The organism is Acinetobacter sp. YH12136, from assembly GCF_013418545.1.
Classification (GTDB): domain Bacteria; phylum Pseudomonadota; class Gammaproteobacteria; order Pseudomonadales; family Moraxellaceae; genus Acinetobacter; species Acinetobacter towneri.
In genome coordinates, this window is the sequence record NZ_VPBV01000001.1 from 129,970 (window position 1) to 146,990 (window position 17,021).

At 41.8% G+C, this 17,021-nt stretch carries 14 protein-coding genes; 2 read left to right on the forward strand and 12 right to left on the reverse strand.

The features are described 5' to 3' along the window. The first annotated feature begins 50 nt into the window (after positions 1–50). On the forward strand, positions 51–491 hold the full coding sequence (locus FTU71_RS00625; RefSeq protein WP_004972175.1) for a universal stress protein: 441 nt from the start codon (positions 51–53) through the stop codon (positions 489–491). Between the two features lie 155 nt (positions 492–646). Here FTU71_RS00625 and FTU71_RS00630 read toward each other — a convergent pair whose 3' ends face one another. From FTU71_RS00630 to FTU71_RS00640, 3 genes are all read right to left on the reverse strand, one after another. Further along, positions 647–982: an MGMT family protein gene (locus tag FTU71_RS00630; RefSeq protein ID WP_004972177.1), complete on the reverse strand. Its 336-nt coding sequence runs from the start codon at positions 980–982 to the stop codon at positions 647–649. 84 nt (positions 983–1,066) lie between these two features. Beyond that, positions 1,067–1,972 (reverse strand): neutral zinc metallopeptidase, encoded by a 906-nt coding sequence (locus tag FTU71_RS00635; RefSeq protein WP_136144278.1) that lies wholly within the window; start codon positions 1,970–1,972, stop codon positions 1,067–1,069. A 34-nt stretch (positions 1,973–2,006) separates the two neighbouring features. Beyond that, positions 2,007–2,933 carry a DUF808 domain-containing protein gene (locus tag FTU71_RS00640; RefSeq protein ID WP_131260671.1) on the reverse strand — a complete coding sequence of 309 codons (927 nt, stop codon included), beginning with the start codon at positions 2,931–2,933 and terminating at the stop codon, positions 2,007–2,009. Between the two features lie 206 nt (positions 2,934–3,139). On the opposite strand from FTU71_RS00640, the gene trpS reads away from it, so the two are divergent. Beyond that, positions 3,140–4,153, forward strand: coding sequence for a tryptophan--tRNA ligase (gene trpS, locus FTU71_RS00645; RefSeq protein WP_004972183.1), 1,014 nt, complete (start codon positions 3,140–3,142; stop codon positions 4,151–4,153). Positions 4,154–4,744: 591 nt separating this feature from the next. Here trpS and sucD read toward each other — a convergent pair. From sucD to sdhC, 9 genes are all read right to left on the reverse strand, one after another. Then, positions 4,745–5,638: a succinate--CoA ligase subunit alpha gene (gene sucD, locus FTU71_RS00650; protein WP_096901008.1), complete on the reverse strand. Its 894-nt coding sequence runs from the start codon at positions 5,636–5,638 to the stop codon at positions 4,745–4,747. A gap of 11 nt (positions 5,639–5,649) precedes the next feature. Beyond that, on the reverse strand, positions 5,650–6,816 hold the full coding sequence (gene sucC, locus FTU71_RS00655; RefSeq protein ID WP_070153939.1) for an ADP-forming succinate--CoA ligase subunit beta: 1,167 nt from the start codon (positions 6,814–6,816) through the stop codon (positions 5,650–5,652). A 174-nt stretch (positions 6,817–6,990) separates the two neighbouring features. Beyond that, entirely contained in the window at positions 6,991–8,424 is a 1,434-nt protein-coding gene (gene lpdA / locus FTU71_RS00660; RefSeq protein ID WP_004972188.1) for a dihydrolipoyl dehydrogenase, read from the reverse strand. A gap of 60 nt (positions 8,425–8,484) precedes the next feature. After that, entirely contained in the window at positions 8,485–9,699 is a 1,215-nt protein-coding gene (gene odhB, locus FTU71_RS00665) for a 2-oxoglutarate dehydrogenase complex dihydrolipoyllysine-residue succinyltransferase (RefSeq protein ID WP_180111160.1), read from the reverse strand. 16 nt (positions 9,700–9,715) lie between these two features. Continuing rightward, the gene (locus FTU71_RS00670) at positions 9,716–12,538 is read right to left on the reverse strand and encodes a 2-oxoglutarate dehydrogenase E1 component (RefSeq protein ID WP_096901045.1); all 2,823 of its coding nucleotides are present in this window, start codon (positions 12,536–12,538) and stop codon (positions 9,716–9,718) included. Positions 12,539–13,422: 884 nt separating this feature from the next. Beyond that, positions 13,423–14,133 carry a succinate dehydrogenase iron-sulfur subunit gene (locus FTU71_RS00675; RefSeq protein ID WP_004972196.1) on the reverse strand — a complete coding sequence of 237 codons (711 nt, stop codon included), beginning with the start codon at positions 14,131–14,133 and terminating at the stop codon, positions 13,423–13,425. 14 nt (positions 14,134–14,147) lie between these two features. Beyond that, a complete protein-coding gene (locus FTU71_RS00680; protein WP_004972199.1) occupies positions 14,148–16,046 on the reverse strand; it encodes an FAD-binding protein in 1,899 nt (632 codons plus the stop codon). 12 nt (positions 16,047–16,058) lie between these two features. Continuing rightward, entirely contained in the window at positions 16,059–16,424 is a 366-nt protein-coding gene (sdhD, locus tag FTU71_RS00685; RefSeq protein WP_004972200.1) for a succinate dehydrogenase, hydrophobic membrane anchor protein, read from the reverse strand. Continuing rightward, complete coding sequence (sdhC, locus tag FTU71_RS00690) at positions 16,424–16,822, reverse strand: succinate dehydrogenase, cytochrome b556 subunit (RefSeq protein ID WP_026438062.1); 399 nt, start codon at positions 16,820–16,822, stop codon at positions 16,424–16,426. Before sdhC ends, sdhD begins: the two co-directional genes overlap by 1 nt. Positions 16,823–17,021 lie beyond the last annotated feature (199 nt).

Below are 17,021 nucleotides of genomic sequence, written 5' to 3' on the forward strand. Positions count from 1 at the left end.
AGAGCGAATATTTTATTAAAGTATTGAAATTACAATAAGGAGAAACACTCATGGCTTACCAAAACATCCTCGTACCAGTGGACGGTTCTGAAACTTCTTTTGCCGCTGTTGCAAAAGCTGCTGAACTTGCAAAAGCATTTGGTAGTAAAATCACTGTGGTACAAGTACTTACACTTGACCCGTATATTGCTGCAGAATACATCACTGCAAACCAAACCAATGACTTGATTGAACGCGCTCGCGCTTCTATCGTAAAAACTTTAGAAGAAGCAAAGCAAAAATTCACTGAACAAGGTGTTGAAGCTGAAACTAAACTACTTGAAGGTCAAGTAATTGCACGCGAAATTACCAATGCTGCAAAAGACTTAAATGCTGACCTTATCGTGATTGGTTCACATGGCCGCACTGGCTTGAAAAAATTATTCTTAGGTAGCGTTGCGCAAAGCATCCTAAGTGAAGGTACAACACCTGTATTGGTTGTACGTCAATAAGATTGCGTGTTCCTCATTTCTACGGAAGTGAGGAACTTCCCCTCTCATTTAGATTTCTTTGTTTGTTCTAAAATTTTTATTTGCAGCACTCTATTCAGCAAATTTTCTCAGTATCACTATATCTCAATATTAAACGCTCGATTTAGCAGCTCAGTTTAATTCTGCCATTGGTATTGTTTTAAATTCACCTTTTCTGCAATTACCACAATCCCTTCTTCCTGTAATTTTAAAGTTTGTATATTTTCTCCTTGGGCGTTTAGTTTGCTTAGGCTAATTTTTCCTTGCGCATTAATCACCCGATGCCACGGCACAGTATGTTCTGCCGATAAATGCCTGAGGACATAACCGACCAAACGTGCATGTTTGGGCAGACCCGCTAGGCGTGCCACTTGCCCATAGGTCGCAACCTGACCTGCTGGAATCAAACACACCACGTTCAAAATCATGTGTGCTAATTCATCACTCGGTTTACGGCTTAACGTTGTTTGCATCTATCCACTCGCATTCATTTAGCCTATAAAAAAGGAGCGACTGGCAGCACTCCTTTTGTTTATAAAACTTGATTTTTAAGTCAGTTAAATTGCGGCATTGAATGTATCACAATCACTGATCAAGCCTGATTTTAAGCCAGTCTGGAACCATTGTACGCGCTGTGCACTGGTACCATGCGTAAAGCTATCAGGCACGACTTGCCCACGTGCACGTTTTTGTAAATAGTCATCGCCAATTTTATGTGCCGCATCCATTGCTTCTTCAATATCACCTTGTTCGAGGAATTGAGTACGTTGATGGTTATGATGCGCCCACACTCCCGATAAACAGTCCGCTTGTAATTCCTGACGTACCGAAAGCTGATTACCCTGTACTTCGCTGACTTGCTGACGTGCTTTATGCACTTGTTCTGAAATCCCTAAAATGGTCTGAATATGATGCCCAACTTCATGCGCCACCACATAGGCTTGAGCAAAATCGCCCGCCTGATCATTTCGGCTTAATTCAGTCTGATTTTGTTCACCACCAATGCCCATTTGCTGACGCATGGCTTGGAAGAATGAAGTATCAATATATACTTTTTGATCGGCAGGACAATAAAATGGCCCCATTGCCGATTGTGCCGTACCACAGCCAGAATTGACCACACCTGTAAATAACACCAGTTTAGGTGGTATATATTGGCTATTTAACTGCTGCTGAAACACTTGTGACCACGTATCTTCTGTATCGGCCAAAACAGTGCCCACAAACTCCATCGCCTCTTGTTGTTCAGGACTTGGATTATCTAAACCTTTAGTTTCAGCACTTTGCGCATGTGAGGTGACTTGCTTGGTCGCTTGATAAGCCGATTGCGGATCGATGCCAAAGAACTTCCATGCAACAAAGGCCACCACTAAGCCCAAAATACTGATACCGCCCGCTTTTGCTCCACCGCCACCACGGCGGTCTTCTACATTCGTGCTAACTCGACGACCTTTCCAACGCATTATTCTTATCCTTCTCTTAAACTCTGATAATAGATTAAGCCGATTTAGACTTTGACCACACTTTTTGAACAAGTGCGACCACAATCACCACCAAGATGCCTGCCAAAATACCCACGACAAGGTTCATCAACATTGGCGTGACTGAACCTACAATACTGCCCATCGTTGGGATGTCTTGTACATACTCTACCGTATCTTCTGTGAAATGGTGCACAAAAGGAATAGCATGATTGATAATTCCCCCACCAACCAAGAACATCGCTGCAGTGCCAACTACAGATAATGTCTTCATTAAAACTGGAGCAAATGCCAGTAAACCATGCCCAATACGTTGTTTAAAATTGGCAGCTTGTTCTGTGAGATATAAACCAATGTCATCAATTTTGACAATTAACGCAACGAACCCATAGACACCCACCGTCATGGCAATCGCAATTAAACTTAATACTGTCACTTTGGTTAGAAAGCCTGCCGCAGCCACAGTCCCCAAAGAAATCACCACAATTTCCGCCGATAAAATAAAGTCAGTACGCACAGCACCTTTAATTTTTTCGGTTTCATAAGCCGCAAGGTCTTGCTCAGTTTGAATTAGCTCAAGTTGCGCTTCTTTAGCCGTTTGGGCTTTTTTGTGTTGTAAGGTGTGCATGATTTTTTCCACACCTTCATAACTTAAAAATAGACCACCAACCACCAATAAAGGATTGATTAACCACGGCGCAACGACACTAATTAATAACGCGAGCGGTACTAAAATTAGCTTATTGATGAATGAACCTTTAGCCACACGCCATACCACAGGCAACTCACGCTCTGCACGTACACCACTGACTTGCTGCGCATTCAACGCCAAATCATCGCCCAAAACCCCTGCGGTTTTTTTTGCAGCCATTTTGCTCATAACTGCCACATCATCTAAAACTGTTGCAATGTCATCTAATAAAAGTAATAAGCTGCTCGCCATTGCGTTGTTATCCTTATATGATTTTCAAGTTATTTTAAAACTGAATTTATATAGGGTCTGTATTTACTTCATTAATTTTTACAGCAAAATTTTTTACAGCAAATTCTATTCAACTCACTTAAGGAAGTGACATTGAAAAATGTTATGCCTTACAATGTAGCAATTCATCGGTACATAGATGTCGTAGATACGACTTGGAATAAAAAATGAGTAATCAAGATAATCGTCCTGTGATTTTGACAGGCGATCGTCCAACTGGACAACTACATTTAGGTCACTTTGTGGGTTCTTTACGTTCACGTGTAGGTTTACAAGACTCACATCATCAACACCTGTTACTTGCCGATGCTCAAGCCTTAACTGACAATGCCGATAACTTTGAAAAAGTCCGTCGTAATATTATTGAGGTAGCAACCGATTATTTAGCGGTGGGGATTGATCCAACAAAAACCACCATTTGCGTGCAATCTTGCCTGCCTGCATTAAACGAACTCACCATGTTGTATTTAAACTTCGTGACTGTGGCACGTTTGGAGCGTAACCCAACCATTAAATCTGAAATTCAGATGCGTGGTTTTGAGCGTGATATTCCTGCAGGTTTCCTGTGCTACCCTGTAGCTCAAGCAGCCGATATTACTGCATTTAAAGCAACGGTCGTTCCTGTAGGTGAAGACCAAATTCCAATGATTGAACAGACCAATGAAATTGTGCGTCGGGTGAATCGTCAAATTGGTCATGACTTGCTACCTGAATGTCAGGCATTGTTGTCAAATGTCGGACGTTTACCTGGTTTTGATGGTAAAGCGAAAATGTCAAAATCACTGGGCAATACCATTGTGTTAGATGCCACAGACAAAGACATTAAAAAAGCTGTCAATGCAATGTACACCGACCCAAATCACCTGCGTATCGAAGACCCAGGTCAGGTTGAAGGCAACGTAGTATTTACTTATTTAGATGCCTTCGATACCAACAAAGAAGAACTTGAAGAACTGAAAGCGCATTATCGTCGTGGTGGTTTGGGCGATGGTACGGTGAAAAAGCGTTTGGAAGGCATTCTAAAAGAATTGATTGGGCCGATCCGTGAACGTCGTATCGAACTTGCTAAAGATCCTGACTACATTATGGATATTTTGAAAACAGGCACCGACAAATGCCGTGATATTACCCAGCAAACTTTAGATGAAGTGAAAGCTGGCTTGGGTGTATTCCGCTTCTAAGCATTTTGTAGATACAAATATTTTAAAGTCTCTTATTCACATGAATAAGAGACTTTTTATTTGAGTGAAAAATCAACACAAGCTGACTCGACTCACAAAAAACACTTATTACTTACGTGATTTAACATCACGTAACCTGAATACTGCGGAATAGTATTCATTCTCAGTTTAGTATACTTACATGCTTTAGGAGCAATCCTAATTTCATAACATTTCTCCGTTATCGAAGCTGTGAAAGCAGATTCGTTTTTCATACGCAATGATCACCCCAATCATTGCGTATTTTTTTATTTGAATCAGCTGTTTATACAGCTTGTACAACAATAAAAATAATTTCCCGAGATGCAAAAAATTACTTGAACGGCTTTGTCGCACAAAGATTTCATAACTATATGATTTAAAAGTTTTGATTATTTTTTGATACAAAATTAAATTTATTTAAATCAGATGCTTACATATTTATGCAACAAAGCAATACCAAATTAACTCTTATCATATACTTTATCTCTCAAATGTGGCTAATTTTTCAACATAAAAAATCCCCAAAATTGGGGATTGAGTACTGAATAAAATCAAGATCTTCAAAATTTGTTATTTAAGCAAACCTTGATCTTTTAATACTTGCCACATGGTAGAACCCAATTCAGCAGGGCTACGCGTATAAGCAATTCCAGCACGCTCAAAGGCTGCAAATTTTTCTTCCGCAGTGCCTTTACCGCCTGAAATAATTGCACCCGCATGTCCCATACGCTTACCTTTAGGTGCTGTCACTCCTGCAATATAACCCACCACAGGTTTGCTAACATTCGACTGGATATATTCCGCAGCTTCTTCTTCTGCCGTACCACCAATTTCACCAATCATAATAATCGCATCGGTGTCTGGGTCGTCTTGGAACAATTTTAAAGCATCAATTTGGTTCATACCTGGAATTGGGTCACCACCAATCCCGATACAGGTCGATTGCCCTAAGCCTAATTTGGTGGTTTGTGCCACAGCTTCATAGGTCAAAGTACCTGAACGTGAAATAATGCCAATTCGTCCTGGTTGATGAATATGCCCTGGCATGATGCCAATTTTACATTCACCTGGTGTAATCACACCTGGGCAGTTTGGTCCCACCAAACGTGTACCATTGCCATTGGTTTCTAAATAACGCTTGGCTTTGAGCATGTCGATGGTTGGCACACCTTCCGTAATCACCACAATCAAACCTACTCCAGAATCGACTGCTTCTACAATCGAATCTAAAACAAACGGTGCAGGCACATAAATCACCGATGCATCTGCACCTGTTTCACGTACAGCTTCTTTCATGGTGTTAAATACAGGTAATTCCAAATGGGTTTGACCACCTTTTCCTGGCGTTACCCCACCCACCACTTTAGTTCCATAATCAAGTGCTTGTGCTGAGTGAAAAGTACCATTTTTACCAGTGAAACCTTGTACCAATACTTTGGTGTCTTTATTAATTAATACGCTCATCCTGATTCTCCTTAAGCTTTCACTGCAGCAACAATTTTTTCTGCGGCATCAGACAAGCCGTTTGCAGAAATAAGTTTTAATCCTGATTCATCGAGTAATTTTGCACCAAGTTCCGAGTTGTTCCCTTCTAGGCGAACCACTACAGGTACTGTCACATTTACTTCCTGAACCGCTGCAATAATTGCTTCCGCAATCATGTCACAACGTACAATTCCACCAAAAATATTAATCAGTACGCCTTTAACCGAGTGATCTGCCAAAATAATTTTAAAGGCTTCAATTACGCGTTCTTTGGTTGCACCACCACCTACATCCAAGAAGTTCGCAGGCTGACCACCATAGAGTTTAATAATATCCATAGTTGCCATTGCTAAACCTGCACCATTCACCATACAACCGATATTGCCTTCTAAAGCAACATAGTTCAGGTCAAATTCTGATGCACGCAATTCACGTTCATTTTCTTGTGTTTTATCGCGCAGTGCCAAGACTTCAGGCAAACGATACAGCGCATTGGAATCAATACCGACTTTGGCATCGACACATAAAATGTCGCCATTTTCACGTACAGACAATGGGTTAATTTCAAATAAGGCAAAATCATTGTCGATAAATGCCTGATAAGCCGCTGTCATAATCTTCACAAACTGCGTGATTTGACTGTCTTTGAGTTTTAATGCAAAAGCCACTTCACGTGCCTGAAATGGCAATAAACCCACTAAAGGATCAACTTCTACTTTAATAATTTTTTCTGGGGTTTCTTCTGCCACTTTCTCAATTTCAACACCACCTTCAGTAGATGCCATAAAAGTGACGCGACGGCTAGAACGATCTACCACTGCACCCAAATACAGTTCACGCTCTACAGGATAAACATCTTCAGCCACTAAAATACTGTTTACAGGCTGACCATAGGCATCAGTTTGATAGGTGACCAAACGTGTTCCAAGAATTTGGTTGGCATAGTCTGCTGCTTCTTGTGCAGATTTTACGACCTTCACGCCGCCCGCTTTACCGCGACCACCTGCATGCACCTGAGCTTTCATCACTGCAAATTTACCGCCCAGTTGCTCGAAAGCTTGCACAGCTTCTACGGCTGTAGTTGCCAAAATGCCTTCTTGTACTGGCATACCATATTTTTTTAATAGCGCTTTTGCTTGATACTCATGTAGATTCATTGACTAACCTTTTACTACTTCTTTTATTCAGTTATCACCACCAATATCAAACCTGCGTTTTAATATTGCTTTCCTTGTGTGGTGTTTTTCCTATGCTCTTTACTTTTAGATGATTATTCCCATAAATACAACCATCAAATGCAAAAAGAGCGGCCTAAGCCGCTCTTTTTAGTGTTATTTGCGTTTACGCTGAATCGCGTGAATCGCACGCCCATCTACAGCTAAAGCGGCTTCATGCACCACTTCAGAGAAGGTTGGGTGACCAAATGTCATTAATTGTAAATCTTCAACTGAAGATACAAACTCAAGTGCAATCATACCTTGGTGAACGATGTCAGACGCAGCAGGTCCAATCACGTGCATACCCAATAAACGATCTGTTTTTGCATCTGCAACAAACTTCACGAAACCAGCACCTTCGCCTGCAGCTAAAGCACGACCATTTACCGCGAAACCGAATTGACCAGTTTTCACTTCGTGGCCTTTTTCTTTCGCTTGCTCTTCAGTTAAACCAACCCACGCCGCTTCAGGGTGTGTGTAGATTACTGAAATGATTGTGTCGTAGTTAACTTGTGCAGCATGACCGTGAATACGCTCAACTGCCATTACGCCTTCTTCCATTGCTTTGTGTGCAAGCATTGGACCACGTACTAAGTCACCAATTGCATATACACCTTCAACAGAAGTTGCACACCAATCGTTTACTTCAACCAAACCACGTTCAGTCAGTTTAATACCGCAGTCATCTGCCAATAAACCTTCAGCATAAGCACGACGACCTACACAAACGATCAATTTATCGAAAGTTTGTTCTTTGTCTTCGCCGCCTTGGGTATATTTAACAGTCACTTCACGACCATTAACTTCAGTACCTGAAACTTTCGCACCGATACGGATATCCATACCTTGCTTGGTCAATAGTTTTTGGTAGTCTTTTGCCAAAGCTTTGTCAGCCATTGGTAAGAATGCATCCATTGCTTCAAATACAACAACTTCTGCACCTAGACGACGCCATACTGAACCAAGTTCAAGACCAATTACGCCTGCACCAATCACACCTAAACGCTTAGGCACTTCTGGGAATTCTAATGCACCAGTAGAATCAACAATAATGTCTTGATCTACAGGAGCAACAGGAATATTTACAGGAACTGAACCAGTCGCAAGAATCACATACTTAGGCTCTAAAACTTGAGTTTCGCCTTCATGAGAAACGAACTCAACTTTTTTACCTGCAAGCAATTTACCCGTACCTTTTAACCACTCAACACCGTTACCTTTTAATAACTGATCAATACCGCCAGTTAATTGGTCAACGATTTTGTCTTTACGTGCTAATAGCTTCGCAAGGTCAAACTGTACTTCACCTGTAGTGATACCATGATCTGCCAAGTGATGAACCGTATCTTCATAACGATGTGAAGAATCAAGTAATGCTTTAGATGGGATACAGCCCACGTTTAAGCATGTACCACCCAAAGATGGTTTACCTTTGTGAATACGTTTTTCGATACACGCAACTTTAAAGCCAAGTTGAGCCGCACGAATTGCCGCTTCATAACCACCTGGGCCACCGCCAATAACAACAAGATCAAATTGTTGAGACATTTTTATCTCCAAAAATGGGCTTAGAGGATCGCTCCAAGCCCACTGATTTATTCTTTAGAATTAAAGGTCAAGGATGAGTTTAGCTGGCTCTTCTAACAATTCTTTGATTGTTACAACGAAACCTACAGCTTCTTTACCATCAATTAAACGGTGGTCATAAGAAAGCGCTAAGTACATCATTGGCAAGATTTCAACTTGACCATTTACCGCCATAGGACGCTCTTGGATTTTGTGCATGCCCAAAATTGCAGTTTGTGGCGTGTTTAGAATTGGTGTAGATAACAATGAACCGAAAGTACCACCGTTAGTAATGGTGAATGTACCGCCAGTCATATCTTCAATACCTAGCTTACCGTCACGTGCTTTATAAGCATAGTCACGAATACCGTTTTCTACTTCAGCGTAGTTCATGCGGTCTGTATCACGTAATACAGGAACCACTAAACCACGGTCAGAAGAAACCGCAACACCGATGTCGTAGTAACCGTGATATACGATGTCTTCGCCATCAATAGAAGCGTTTACTGCTGGGTAACGTTTCAATGCTTCAGTTGCAGCTTTCACGAAGAAAGACATAAAGCCTAAACGTGCACCATGACGTTTTTCAAATGCGTCTTTGTATTGTGCACGCATTTCCATGATTGGCTTCATGTTCACTTCGTTGAATGTTGTCAACATTGCAGTTTCTTGAGTCGCTGCAAGTAAACGCTCTGCAACACGCTTACGTAAACGTGTCATAGGAACACGTTTCTCGATACGCTCACCTACCGCAACGCTTAATGGCGCAGCTGCAGCAGCAGGTTTAGCTTGATGATTTGCAACATCTTCTTTAGTGATACGACCACCACGACCTGTACCAGAAACGTCTGCAGCATTGATACCTGTTTCAGTCAACGCTTTACGTACTGCTGGTGCTTGGTCAGCAACTGGTTGTGCACGCTCAACAACTGGCGCAGCGCCTGCTTCAGTTTTCGCCGCAGCTTGCTCTACTTGTGCTTCAGACTGAACTGCTTGAGTTTGAGCAGCGCCAGAAACAGCACCCGCTTCAAATTGAGCAATTACTTCGTCAGAAAGAACTGTATCGCCTTCGTTTTTGATGATTGCAGAGATTGTGCCATCAGCAGGAGCGACTACTTCCAAAACAACTTTATCGGTTTCAATATCACAGATCACTTCATCACGTGAAACTGCTTCACCTGGTTGTTTGTGCCAAGTTGCAATCGTACCGTCTGCAACTGACTCTGGAAATACCGGTGCTTTAATTTCGGTTGCCATTACTTCGAATCTCCTGTTATTCAGCTACGATCGCAAGCGCGTCATTGATGAGCTGAGCTTGTTGTTTTGCATGCAAATATGGTGAACCACACGCTGGTGCTGCAGATGCTTCACGACCCGCATAACTAATGCGAATCTGTTTACCAGTTTTCATTACGTCATCATATAAACGTGGCGCGATGAATAACCAAGCACCTTGGTTCTTCGGCTCTTCTTGAGTCCAAACTAATTCTTTTACGTTTGGATAAGAAGCAAGAACTTCAGCAAGACGTTGTTCTGGATATGGGTACAACTGTTCAATACGAACAATTGCAGTATTGTTCAATTCTAATTCACGACGCTTTTCAAGCAAGTCGTAATACACTTTACCACCACACAATACCAAACGCGTCACGTCTGATTTGTTGATGTTGTCAATTTCATCAATCACAGTCTGGAATGTACCAGTTGCAAGCTCATCAAGGTTAGACACTGCTAACTTGTGACGAAGTAAAGACTTCGGCGACATGATGATCATTGGCTTACGGATTGGACGAATCGCCTGACGACGTAAAGCGTGGAAAATCTGTGCAGGTGTTGTTGGTGTCATCACTTGCATGTTTTCTTCCGCACAAAGCTGTAAGAAACGCTCTAAACGTGCAGATGAGTGCTCAGGACCTTGACCTTCAAAACCGTGTGGAAGAAGCATCGTTAAACCACACACACGCTCCCACTTGGTTTCGCCAGATGAAATGAACTGGTCGATTACCACTTGAGCACAGTTGGCAAAGTCACCGAATTGTGCTTCCCAAATAATCAAGCTCTTTGGAAGGGTCGTCGCATAACCATATTCAAATGCCAATACTGCCATTTCAGACAATAATGAGTCGTAGATTGCAACGCGTGGTTGGTTCTCTTTGATGTGGCAAAGTGGAATATAAGTTTTACCATCGACTTGGTTATGCAGTTTTGCATGACGGTGCGAGAAAGTACCACGACCAACGTCTTCACCAGTCAAACGAACAAGGTAACCCTCATCCAACAAAGATGCGTAAGCTAAAGTTTCAGCTGCACCCCAGTTTAGTGGCATTTCACCTGTTTGCATTTTCAAGCGATCGTCAATCACTTTGGCAACTTGGCGCTGCATCACGAAACCTTCTGGAAGTTTACGCATGGTTTGACCAAGTTCTTTCAAACGCTCGATAGGGAAAGTTGTATCCCAAACGTCTGTATAGTCGTGACCCAAGTATGGCGACCAATCTACAAACATTTTAGTATTTGGCTCAAGTACCAATGCGTTCGCAACGTGATTACCCGCTTCTAAATCTGCGCGGTAATCTTCAATCATTTGATCTGCTGCTGCGCGATCCAACACACCTTCTTGCACCAATTGGTCAGCATACAAAGTACGTGTAGTGGTCTTTTTGTTGATCACTTGATACATCATTGGCTGAGTTGCTGCAGGTTCATCCGCTTCGTTGTGACCACGACGACGGTAGCAGAACAAATCAATCACAACGTCTTTACGGAATGTATGACGGAAATCGTGTGCCAATTGAGATACAAAAATCACCGCTTCAGGATCATCGCCATTCACGTGGAAAATTGGCGCCTGAATCATTTTTGCAATGTCAGTACAGTATTCAGTAGAACGTGCGTCACGTGGGTCAGATGTTGTGAAACCAACTTGGTTGTTAATCACAATGTGAACTGTACCACCTACGGTATAACCGCGAGTTTGTGACATTTGGAAGGTTTCTTGGTTAACACCTTGACCTGCAAATGCGGCATCACCGTGAACGATTAATGGCAATACATCATCACCACCAATGTCTTTACGACGTACTTGGCGCGCACGTACAGAACCTTCAACCACAGGTCCAACAATTTCTAAGTGCGATGGGTTAAACGCAAGTGCCAAGTGCACTTCACCACCCGGAGTCATCACGTTAGATGAGAAACCTTGGTGATATTTTACGTCGCCAGAACCTTTTTTATGCAAGCTCTTACCTTCGAACTCACCAAATAGGTCTGCAGGGTTTTTACCCATGATGTTCACAAGCAGGTTCAAACGACCACGGTGTGGCATGCCAATCACGACTTCTTTACAGCCAACAGCACCCGCACGTTGAATGATTTCATTCACCATCGGGATAAATGATTCACCGCCTTCTACACCAAAGCGTTTCGCACCAACGTATTTATTACCTAGATATTTTTCTAGACCCTCAGCTGCTGTTAAGCGTTCAAGAACGTGTTTCTTTTGATCTGCAGTAAATGTGAACTTACCACGTGCGCTTTCTAAGCGTTGTTGAATCCAGCGTCTTTCTTTGGTATCAACAATGTGCATGTATTCTGCACCAATTGAACCGCAGTAGATCGCCTGCATGGCATCAACCATTTCGCCTAGTGTTGCTTCAGACTTACCAATTTCCAAATTACCTGTATGGAAAACAGTATCTAAATCAGACTTGGTTAAACCATGTGCAGCAAGATCAAGATCTGGCACGTCTTCACGTTTTGCCAAACCTAGTGGATCTAATTTTGCTTTTTGGTGACCACGGTTACGGTAAGCAGCAATCAGTTGCAACACGCCAATTTGACGTTGTTCATGTTCAGAACTCACTGAACCTTGAACAATGGCTTGAACGCGATTTGAATTACGACCTAATAAAAGGAATTGCTCACGTACATTACTGTGTGGTTGATCACCCTTCGGGAATTTATCGAAATATTCGCGCCAATCAGCACCGACTGATTCCGGTGACGTCAAATAATGCTCGTAAAGTTCTTCAATATACGCTGCACTATCAGCGGAAAGTTCAGTGTCAAGACGCAGTGCGTCAGCAACTTCTTGCATTTGTGGACCCATTTCCTATTGCAAAAACATTTTCCAGGATGCTTTTTAAGCAAAACCCATGATTGATAATGTCAAATTGGTAACATGACATTAGTCCCCAGTTGACATATGTCATGAGGCGTTATCACTACATTAGGAAAACCCAATGTCATTTATGAATCATAACGCCCTCATTGGCATCATCACTCATTTATATACTCGACCCAAGCCGAGCAATTTTTTGCAAAATCGTTTTAGAAAAAATAAGTGCTCAGTCTTAGCTTTTCTAATACGACTTTTCTGCAATAGTCCTGATTTAATAACACATCATTTGCACTTAAAATGTTGATAAAATGTACAAAAATTCAACATTTTTCAGATATAGTCATTTGTTAATCGTAACATGATCTCAGAAATGCAATTGATTTTTTTGACACATACCTCCTATAAATTGGCGAAATACACTGATTCTATTTTCATCTAACATATGGTGCTTTATTTAAAAAACAGATGCAATTTAGACCAAAGTCCAACACCGCTATTTCAGATAAAATAAAAGAGAGCACATCTCTCAATCTGCCCTCTCACTTACACGTTACATGATAACATCTAAAAATAAATATTGCAGCTAAACTTGGCATTTGCCCATGCTTTACAACAAAATAGCAGCACTGGATTACAATTGTGTGCAACTTTAGTCGGCTAAATGCTGTTTTTGTCTATTTATCCAACAGTTATACCTAAAAAATATCAAATACTCACTTTTTAATCACTTCTTTGCATGCAACATTTTTTTATTTACGTACTCATCAAAAACAAGCAACTTATCACACGACTTTTATCGTAATTTTGGCACAAAAAAAAGCACACCTAGGTGTGCTTTTCTCAACTGATCACGCAGTCTATTAGCCAGCCATATCTAAAAGCATGTTACGGATGTGACCGATTGCTTTAGTTGGGTTCAAGCCTTTAGGACATACAGATACACAGTTCATAATACCTTTACAACGGAACAAAGAGAATGGATCGTCAAGACGAGCCAAACGCTCTTGAGTTGCAGTATCACGCGAATCGATAATGAAACGATATGCATTCAACAACGCTGAAGGACCCAAGAACTTGTCTGGGTTCCACCAGAATGATGGGCATGAAGTTGAACAACATGCACAAAGAATACATTCATACAAACCATCAAGATGCTCACGCTCTTCTTGAGATTGTAAACGCTCTTTTGGTGGCGCAGGTTGGTTGTTGATCAAGAACGGATGAATCTTGTTATACTGATCGTAGAACTGATTCATGTCTACAACCAAGTCTTTAATTACAGGAAGACCTGGAAGCGGACGAATTGTGATCACTTCTGGTAAATCGTTTAGGTTCCAAAGACACGCTAAACCATTTTTACCATTGATGTTTACACCATCAGAACCACAAATACCTTCACGACATGAACGACGGAATGTCAAAGATTCGTCTTGTACCTTCAATTCAAGAAGTGCATCAAGCAACATACGGTGCTTATCAGTCAATTCAAGCTTAAAAGTTTGCATGTACGGTGCTTTATCCTTATCAGGATCGTAGCGGTAGATATTAAATGTACGAGTACCTCTACTCATCTTACTTCTCCCAATTAGAATGTACGTGGTTTAGGTGGAATAGCAGCTACAGTAAGCGGCTTGTAACGTACTGGTTTGTACTCAAGACGGTTATCTGTAGAGAACCATAAAGTATGCTTCATCCACTCATCATCACGACGACCATAAGAATAAGTTGGGTGATCTGGTGGTAACTCAAAGTCTACAACCGTATGCGCACCACGACATTCTTTACGTGCAGCAGCTGAGATTAGTGTCGCTTTAGCAACTTCATACAAGTTTTCAACTTCTAATGCTTCTACACGTGCAGTGTTGAATACTTTAGATTTGTCTTTCAAATGAATGTTGCGAACACGTGGCTCAAGCGCAAGAATTTGTTTCACACCTTCATCAAGCAATGCTGAAGTACGGAATACACCTGCGTGGTCTTGAACGATGTTACGAATTGCATCAGCAACTTCTTGAGCGTTTTCACCTGAAGTCGATTCGTCAAGTTTACGAATACGGTTCACAGTATTTTCAAGTACAGTTGTTGGAAGTGGTTCGTACTCACCATCATGTTGCTTAGTCACATACTCAATGATGTGTTGACCAGCAGCCTTACCAAATACAACCAAGTCAAGCAATGAGTTTGTACCTAAACGGTTTGCACCGTGTACAGATACACATGAACACTCACCAATTGCATAGAAACCTTTTACTGGTTTAGCAAAGTCACGGTCACCCGCGTTGGTTGTATATGTATCAGTTTCTGCGTTGTAGTTCGCAACCAACTCTTGAGTTTCACGGCTTTCTGGAACAACCACTTGACCATGAATATTGGTTGGAATACCACCCATTTGGTAATGGATTGTAGGCACAACAGGAATTGGCTCTTTAGTACAGTCAACGTTCGCGAATTTCTTACCAATCTCAAATACAGATGGAAGACGCTTCATGATTGTGTCTGCACCTAAGTGCGTCATATCAAGCAAGATGTAGTCTTTGTTTGGACCACAACCACGACCTTCTTTAATTTCTTGGTCCATAGAACGTGATACGAAGTCACGTGGCGCCAAGTCTTTCAAAGTTGGTGCATAACGCTCCATGAACGGTTCGCCTGAATCGTTACGAAGGATACCACCCTCACCACGACAGCCTTCCGTTAACAATACGCCCGCGCCCGCAACACCTGTTGGGTGGAACTGCCAGAATTCCATATCTTGTAATGGAATACCTGCACGCGCAGCCATACCAAGACCGTCACCAGTGTTGATATATGCGTTTGTAGATGCACGGTACACACGACCTGCACCACCTGTAGCAAACAATGTCGCTTTCGCTTGGAATACTGCGATTTTACCTGTTTCTTGGTCAATTGCAGTCACACCTAGTACATCGCCAGCTTCGTTACGGATCAAATCAAGAGCAATCCATTCTACGAAGAATTGAGTGCCCATTTTCACGTTGCTTTGATAAAGCGTGTGAAGAAGTGCGTGACCTGTACGGTCAGCTGCAGCACATGCACGTGGAACTGCTTTTTCACCGTAGTTTGCAGAGTGACCACCGAATGGACGTTGGTAAATTGTACCGTCTGCGTTACGGTCAAATGGCATACCCAAGTGTTCTAATTCATAAACCACTTGTGGCGCTTCACGCGTCATGAATTCAATCGCGTCTTGGTCGCCCAACCAGTCAGAACCTTTTACTGTGTCATAAAAGTGGTAGTGCCAGTTATCTTCTTGCATATTACCAAGAGATGCACCAATACCACCTTGCGCTGCAACAGTGTGTGAACGTGTAGGGAATACTTTGGTCAATACCGCAACTTTCAAACCTGCTTGAGCAAGTTGGTAAGATGCACGCATACCTGAACCACCACCACCAACGATGACTGCGTCAAAGAATTGGTGTGGAATATTTGTATAATCTTCTTTAGGGTTAATCGCGCCCATGATATTTTCCTATCAATTCGCCCAAAAAATCTGGATTGCCCAGATTGCGTATGCAAAAACAGCAATAATCACTGCTGAAGTCAGCACTAGGCGTAAACCTGAAGCTGAAGGACCCATTTGACGAGTAGTCACATAGTCAGTGAATACTTGCCACATACCGATCCAAGCATGTGCAACAAGAGATAAGACTGCCAATAAAGACATAATCTTCATTGGTAATGTCATCATAAAGCCGTACCACTGTTCAAAGTTGAATCCACCGTTAAGAAGAATCCAACCAAATACCACAACGGTATAAACAGCAAGAACAACAGCACTAATACGTTGGATAAACCAATCGCGAGAACCTGAACCCGTTAAACCTGTAGCACTTTTCATTAGATTACAATCCATACAAATGCTGCAACGATACCGATAGCAGACAAGATCAATGAAATAGTAGCTGCAATGCGACCACTTTGCAGTTCTTCTGCAAAACCAAGGTCAGCAAGTAAGTGCTTAACACCAGCAATGAAGTGATAGATTAAGCCGGCTACAAATACCCATACGATAAAGCGCACAAAGAAACCGTTAAAAATTTCTTGAACTTGAGCAAAACCTTCAGGTGAAGACAAAGACTTGTCTAACAACCATAAAAGTACCGGTACGAGTAAAAATACGATGACACCAGAAAGACGGTGTAGAATTGATGCAATAGCCACGGGCGATTTTAAGTTTACTTCTAAAACTTGACCCATGGACAAATTGACAGGTCTGTTGCTTTTCACAGCGGGCATCCTGTAAGTAAAAACTCCATCCGGAGTTTGTTGGAATAAATTCGAAGGAAAGCTGGCATTGTTAGGCAAATTCATGCCTAACCTTAAAACGACACTGAATTATAAAACGTCAACTGTTAAAATACAAACAACTCTACTCGGCTTTTTGGCTAAAAAACCCTTAAATAAGAATCATTAACAAGTATAAAGACAAACCAAT

Bases quoted from the DNA above. Each gene is read 5' to 3' on its own strand.
- sucD (WP_096901008.1), bottom strand. From the start codon at position 5,638: ATGAGCGTATTAATTAATAAAGACACCAAAGTATTGGTACAAGGTTTC.
- sdhD (WP_004972200.1), bottom strand. From the start codon at position 16,424: ATGAAAAGTGCTACAGGTTTAACGGGTTCAGGTTCTCGCGATTGGTTT.
- sucC (WP_070153939.1), bottom strand. From the start codon at position 6,816: ATGAATCTACATGAGTATCAAGCAAAAGCGCTATTAAAAAAATATGGT.
- FTU71_RS00630 (WP_004972177.1), bottom strand. From the start codon at position 982: ATGCAAACAACGTTAAGCCGTAAACCGAGTGATGAATTAGCACACATG.
- trpS (WP_004972183.1), top strand. From the start codon at position 3,140: ATGAGTAATCAAGATAATCGTCCTGTGATTTTGACAGGCGATCGTCCA.
- FTU71_RS00635 (WP_136144278.1), bottom strand. From the start codon at position 1,972: ATGCGTTGGAAAGGTCGTCGAGTTAGCACGAATGTAGAAGACCGCCGT.
- FTU71_RS00675 (WP_004972196.1), bottom strand. From the start codon at position 14,133: ATGAGTAGAGGTACTCGTACATTTAATATCTACCGCTACGATCCTGAT.
- FTU71_RS00640 (WP_131260671.1), bottom strand. From the start codon at position 2,933: ATGGCGAGCAGCTTATTACTTTTATTAGATGACATTGCAACAGTTTTA.
- lpdA (WP_004972188.1), bottom strand. From the start codon at position 8,424: ATGTCTCAACAATTTGATCTTGTTGTTATTGGCGGTGGCCCAGGTGGT.
- FTU71_RS00670 (WP_096901045.1), bottom strand. From the start codon at position 12,538: ATGCAAGAAGTTGCTGACGCACTGCGTCTTGACACTGAACTTTCCGCT.
- odhB (WP_180111160.1), bottom strand. From the start codon at position 9,699: ATGGCAACCGAAATTAAAGCACCGGTATTTCCAGAGTCAGTTGCAGAC.
- sdhC (WP_026438062.1), bottom strand. From the start codon at position 16,822: ATGCCCGCTGTGAAAAGCAACAGACCTGTCAATTTGTCCATGGGTCAA.
- FTU71_RS00625 (WP_004972175.1), top strand. From the start codon at position 51: ATGGCTTACCAAAACATCCTCGTACCAGTGGACGGTTCTGAAACTTCT.
- FTU71_RS00680 (WP_004972199.1), bottom strand. From the start codon at position 16,046: ATGGGCGCGATTAACCCTAAAGAAGATTATACAAATATTCCACACCAA.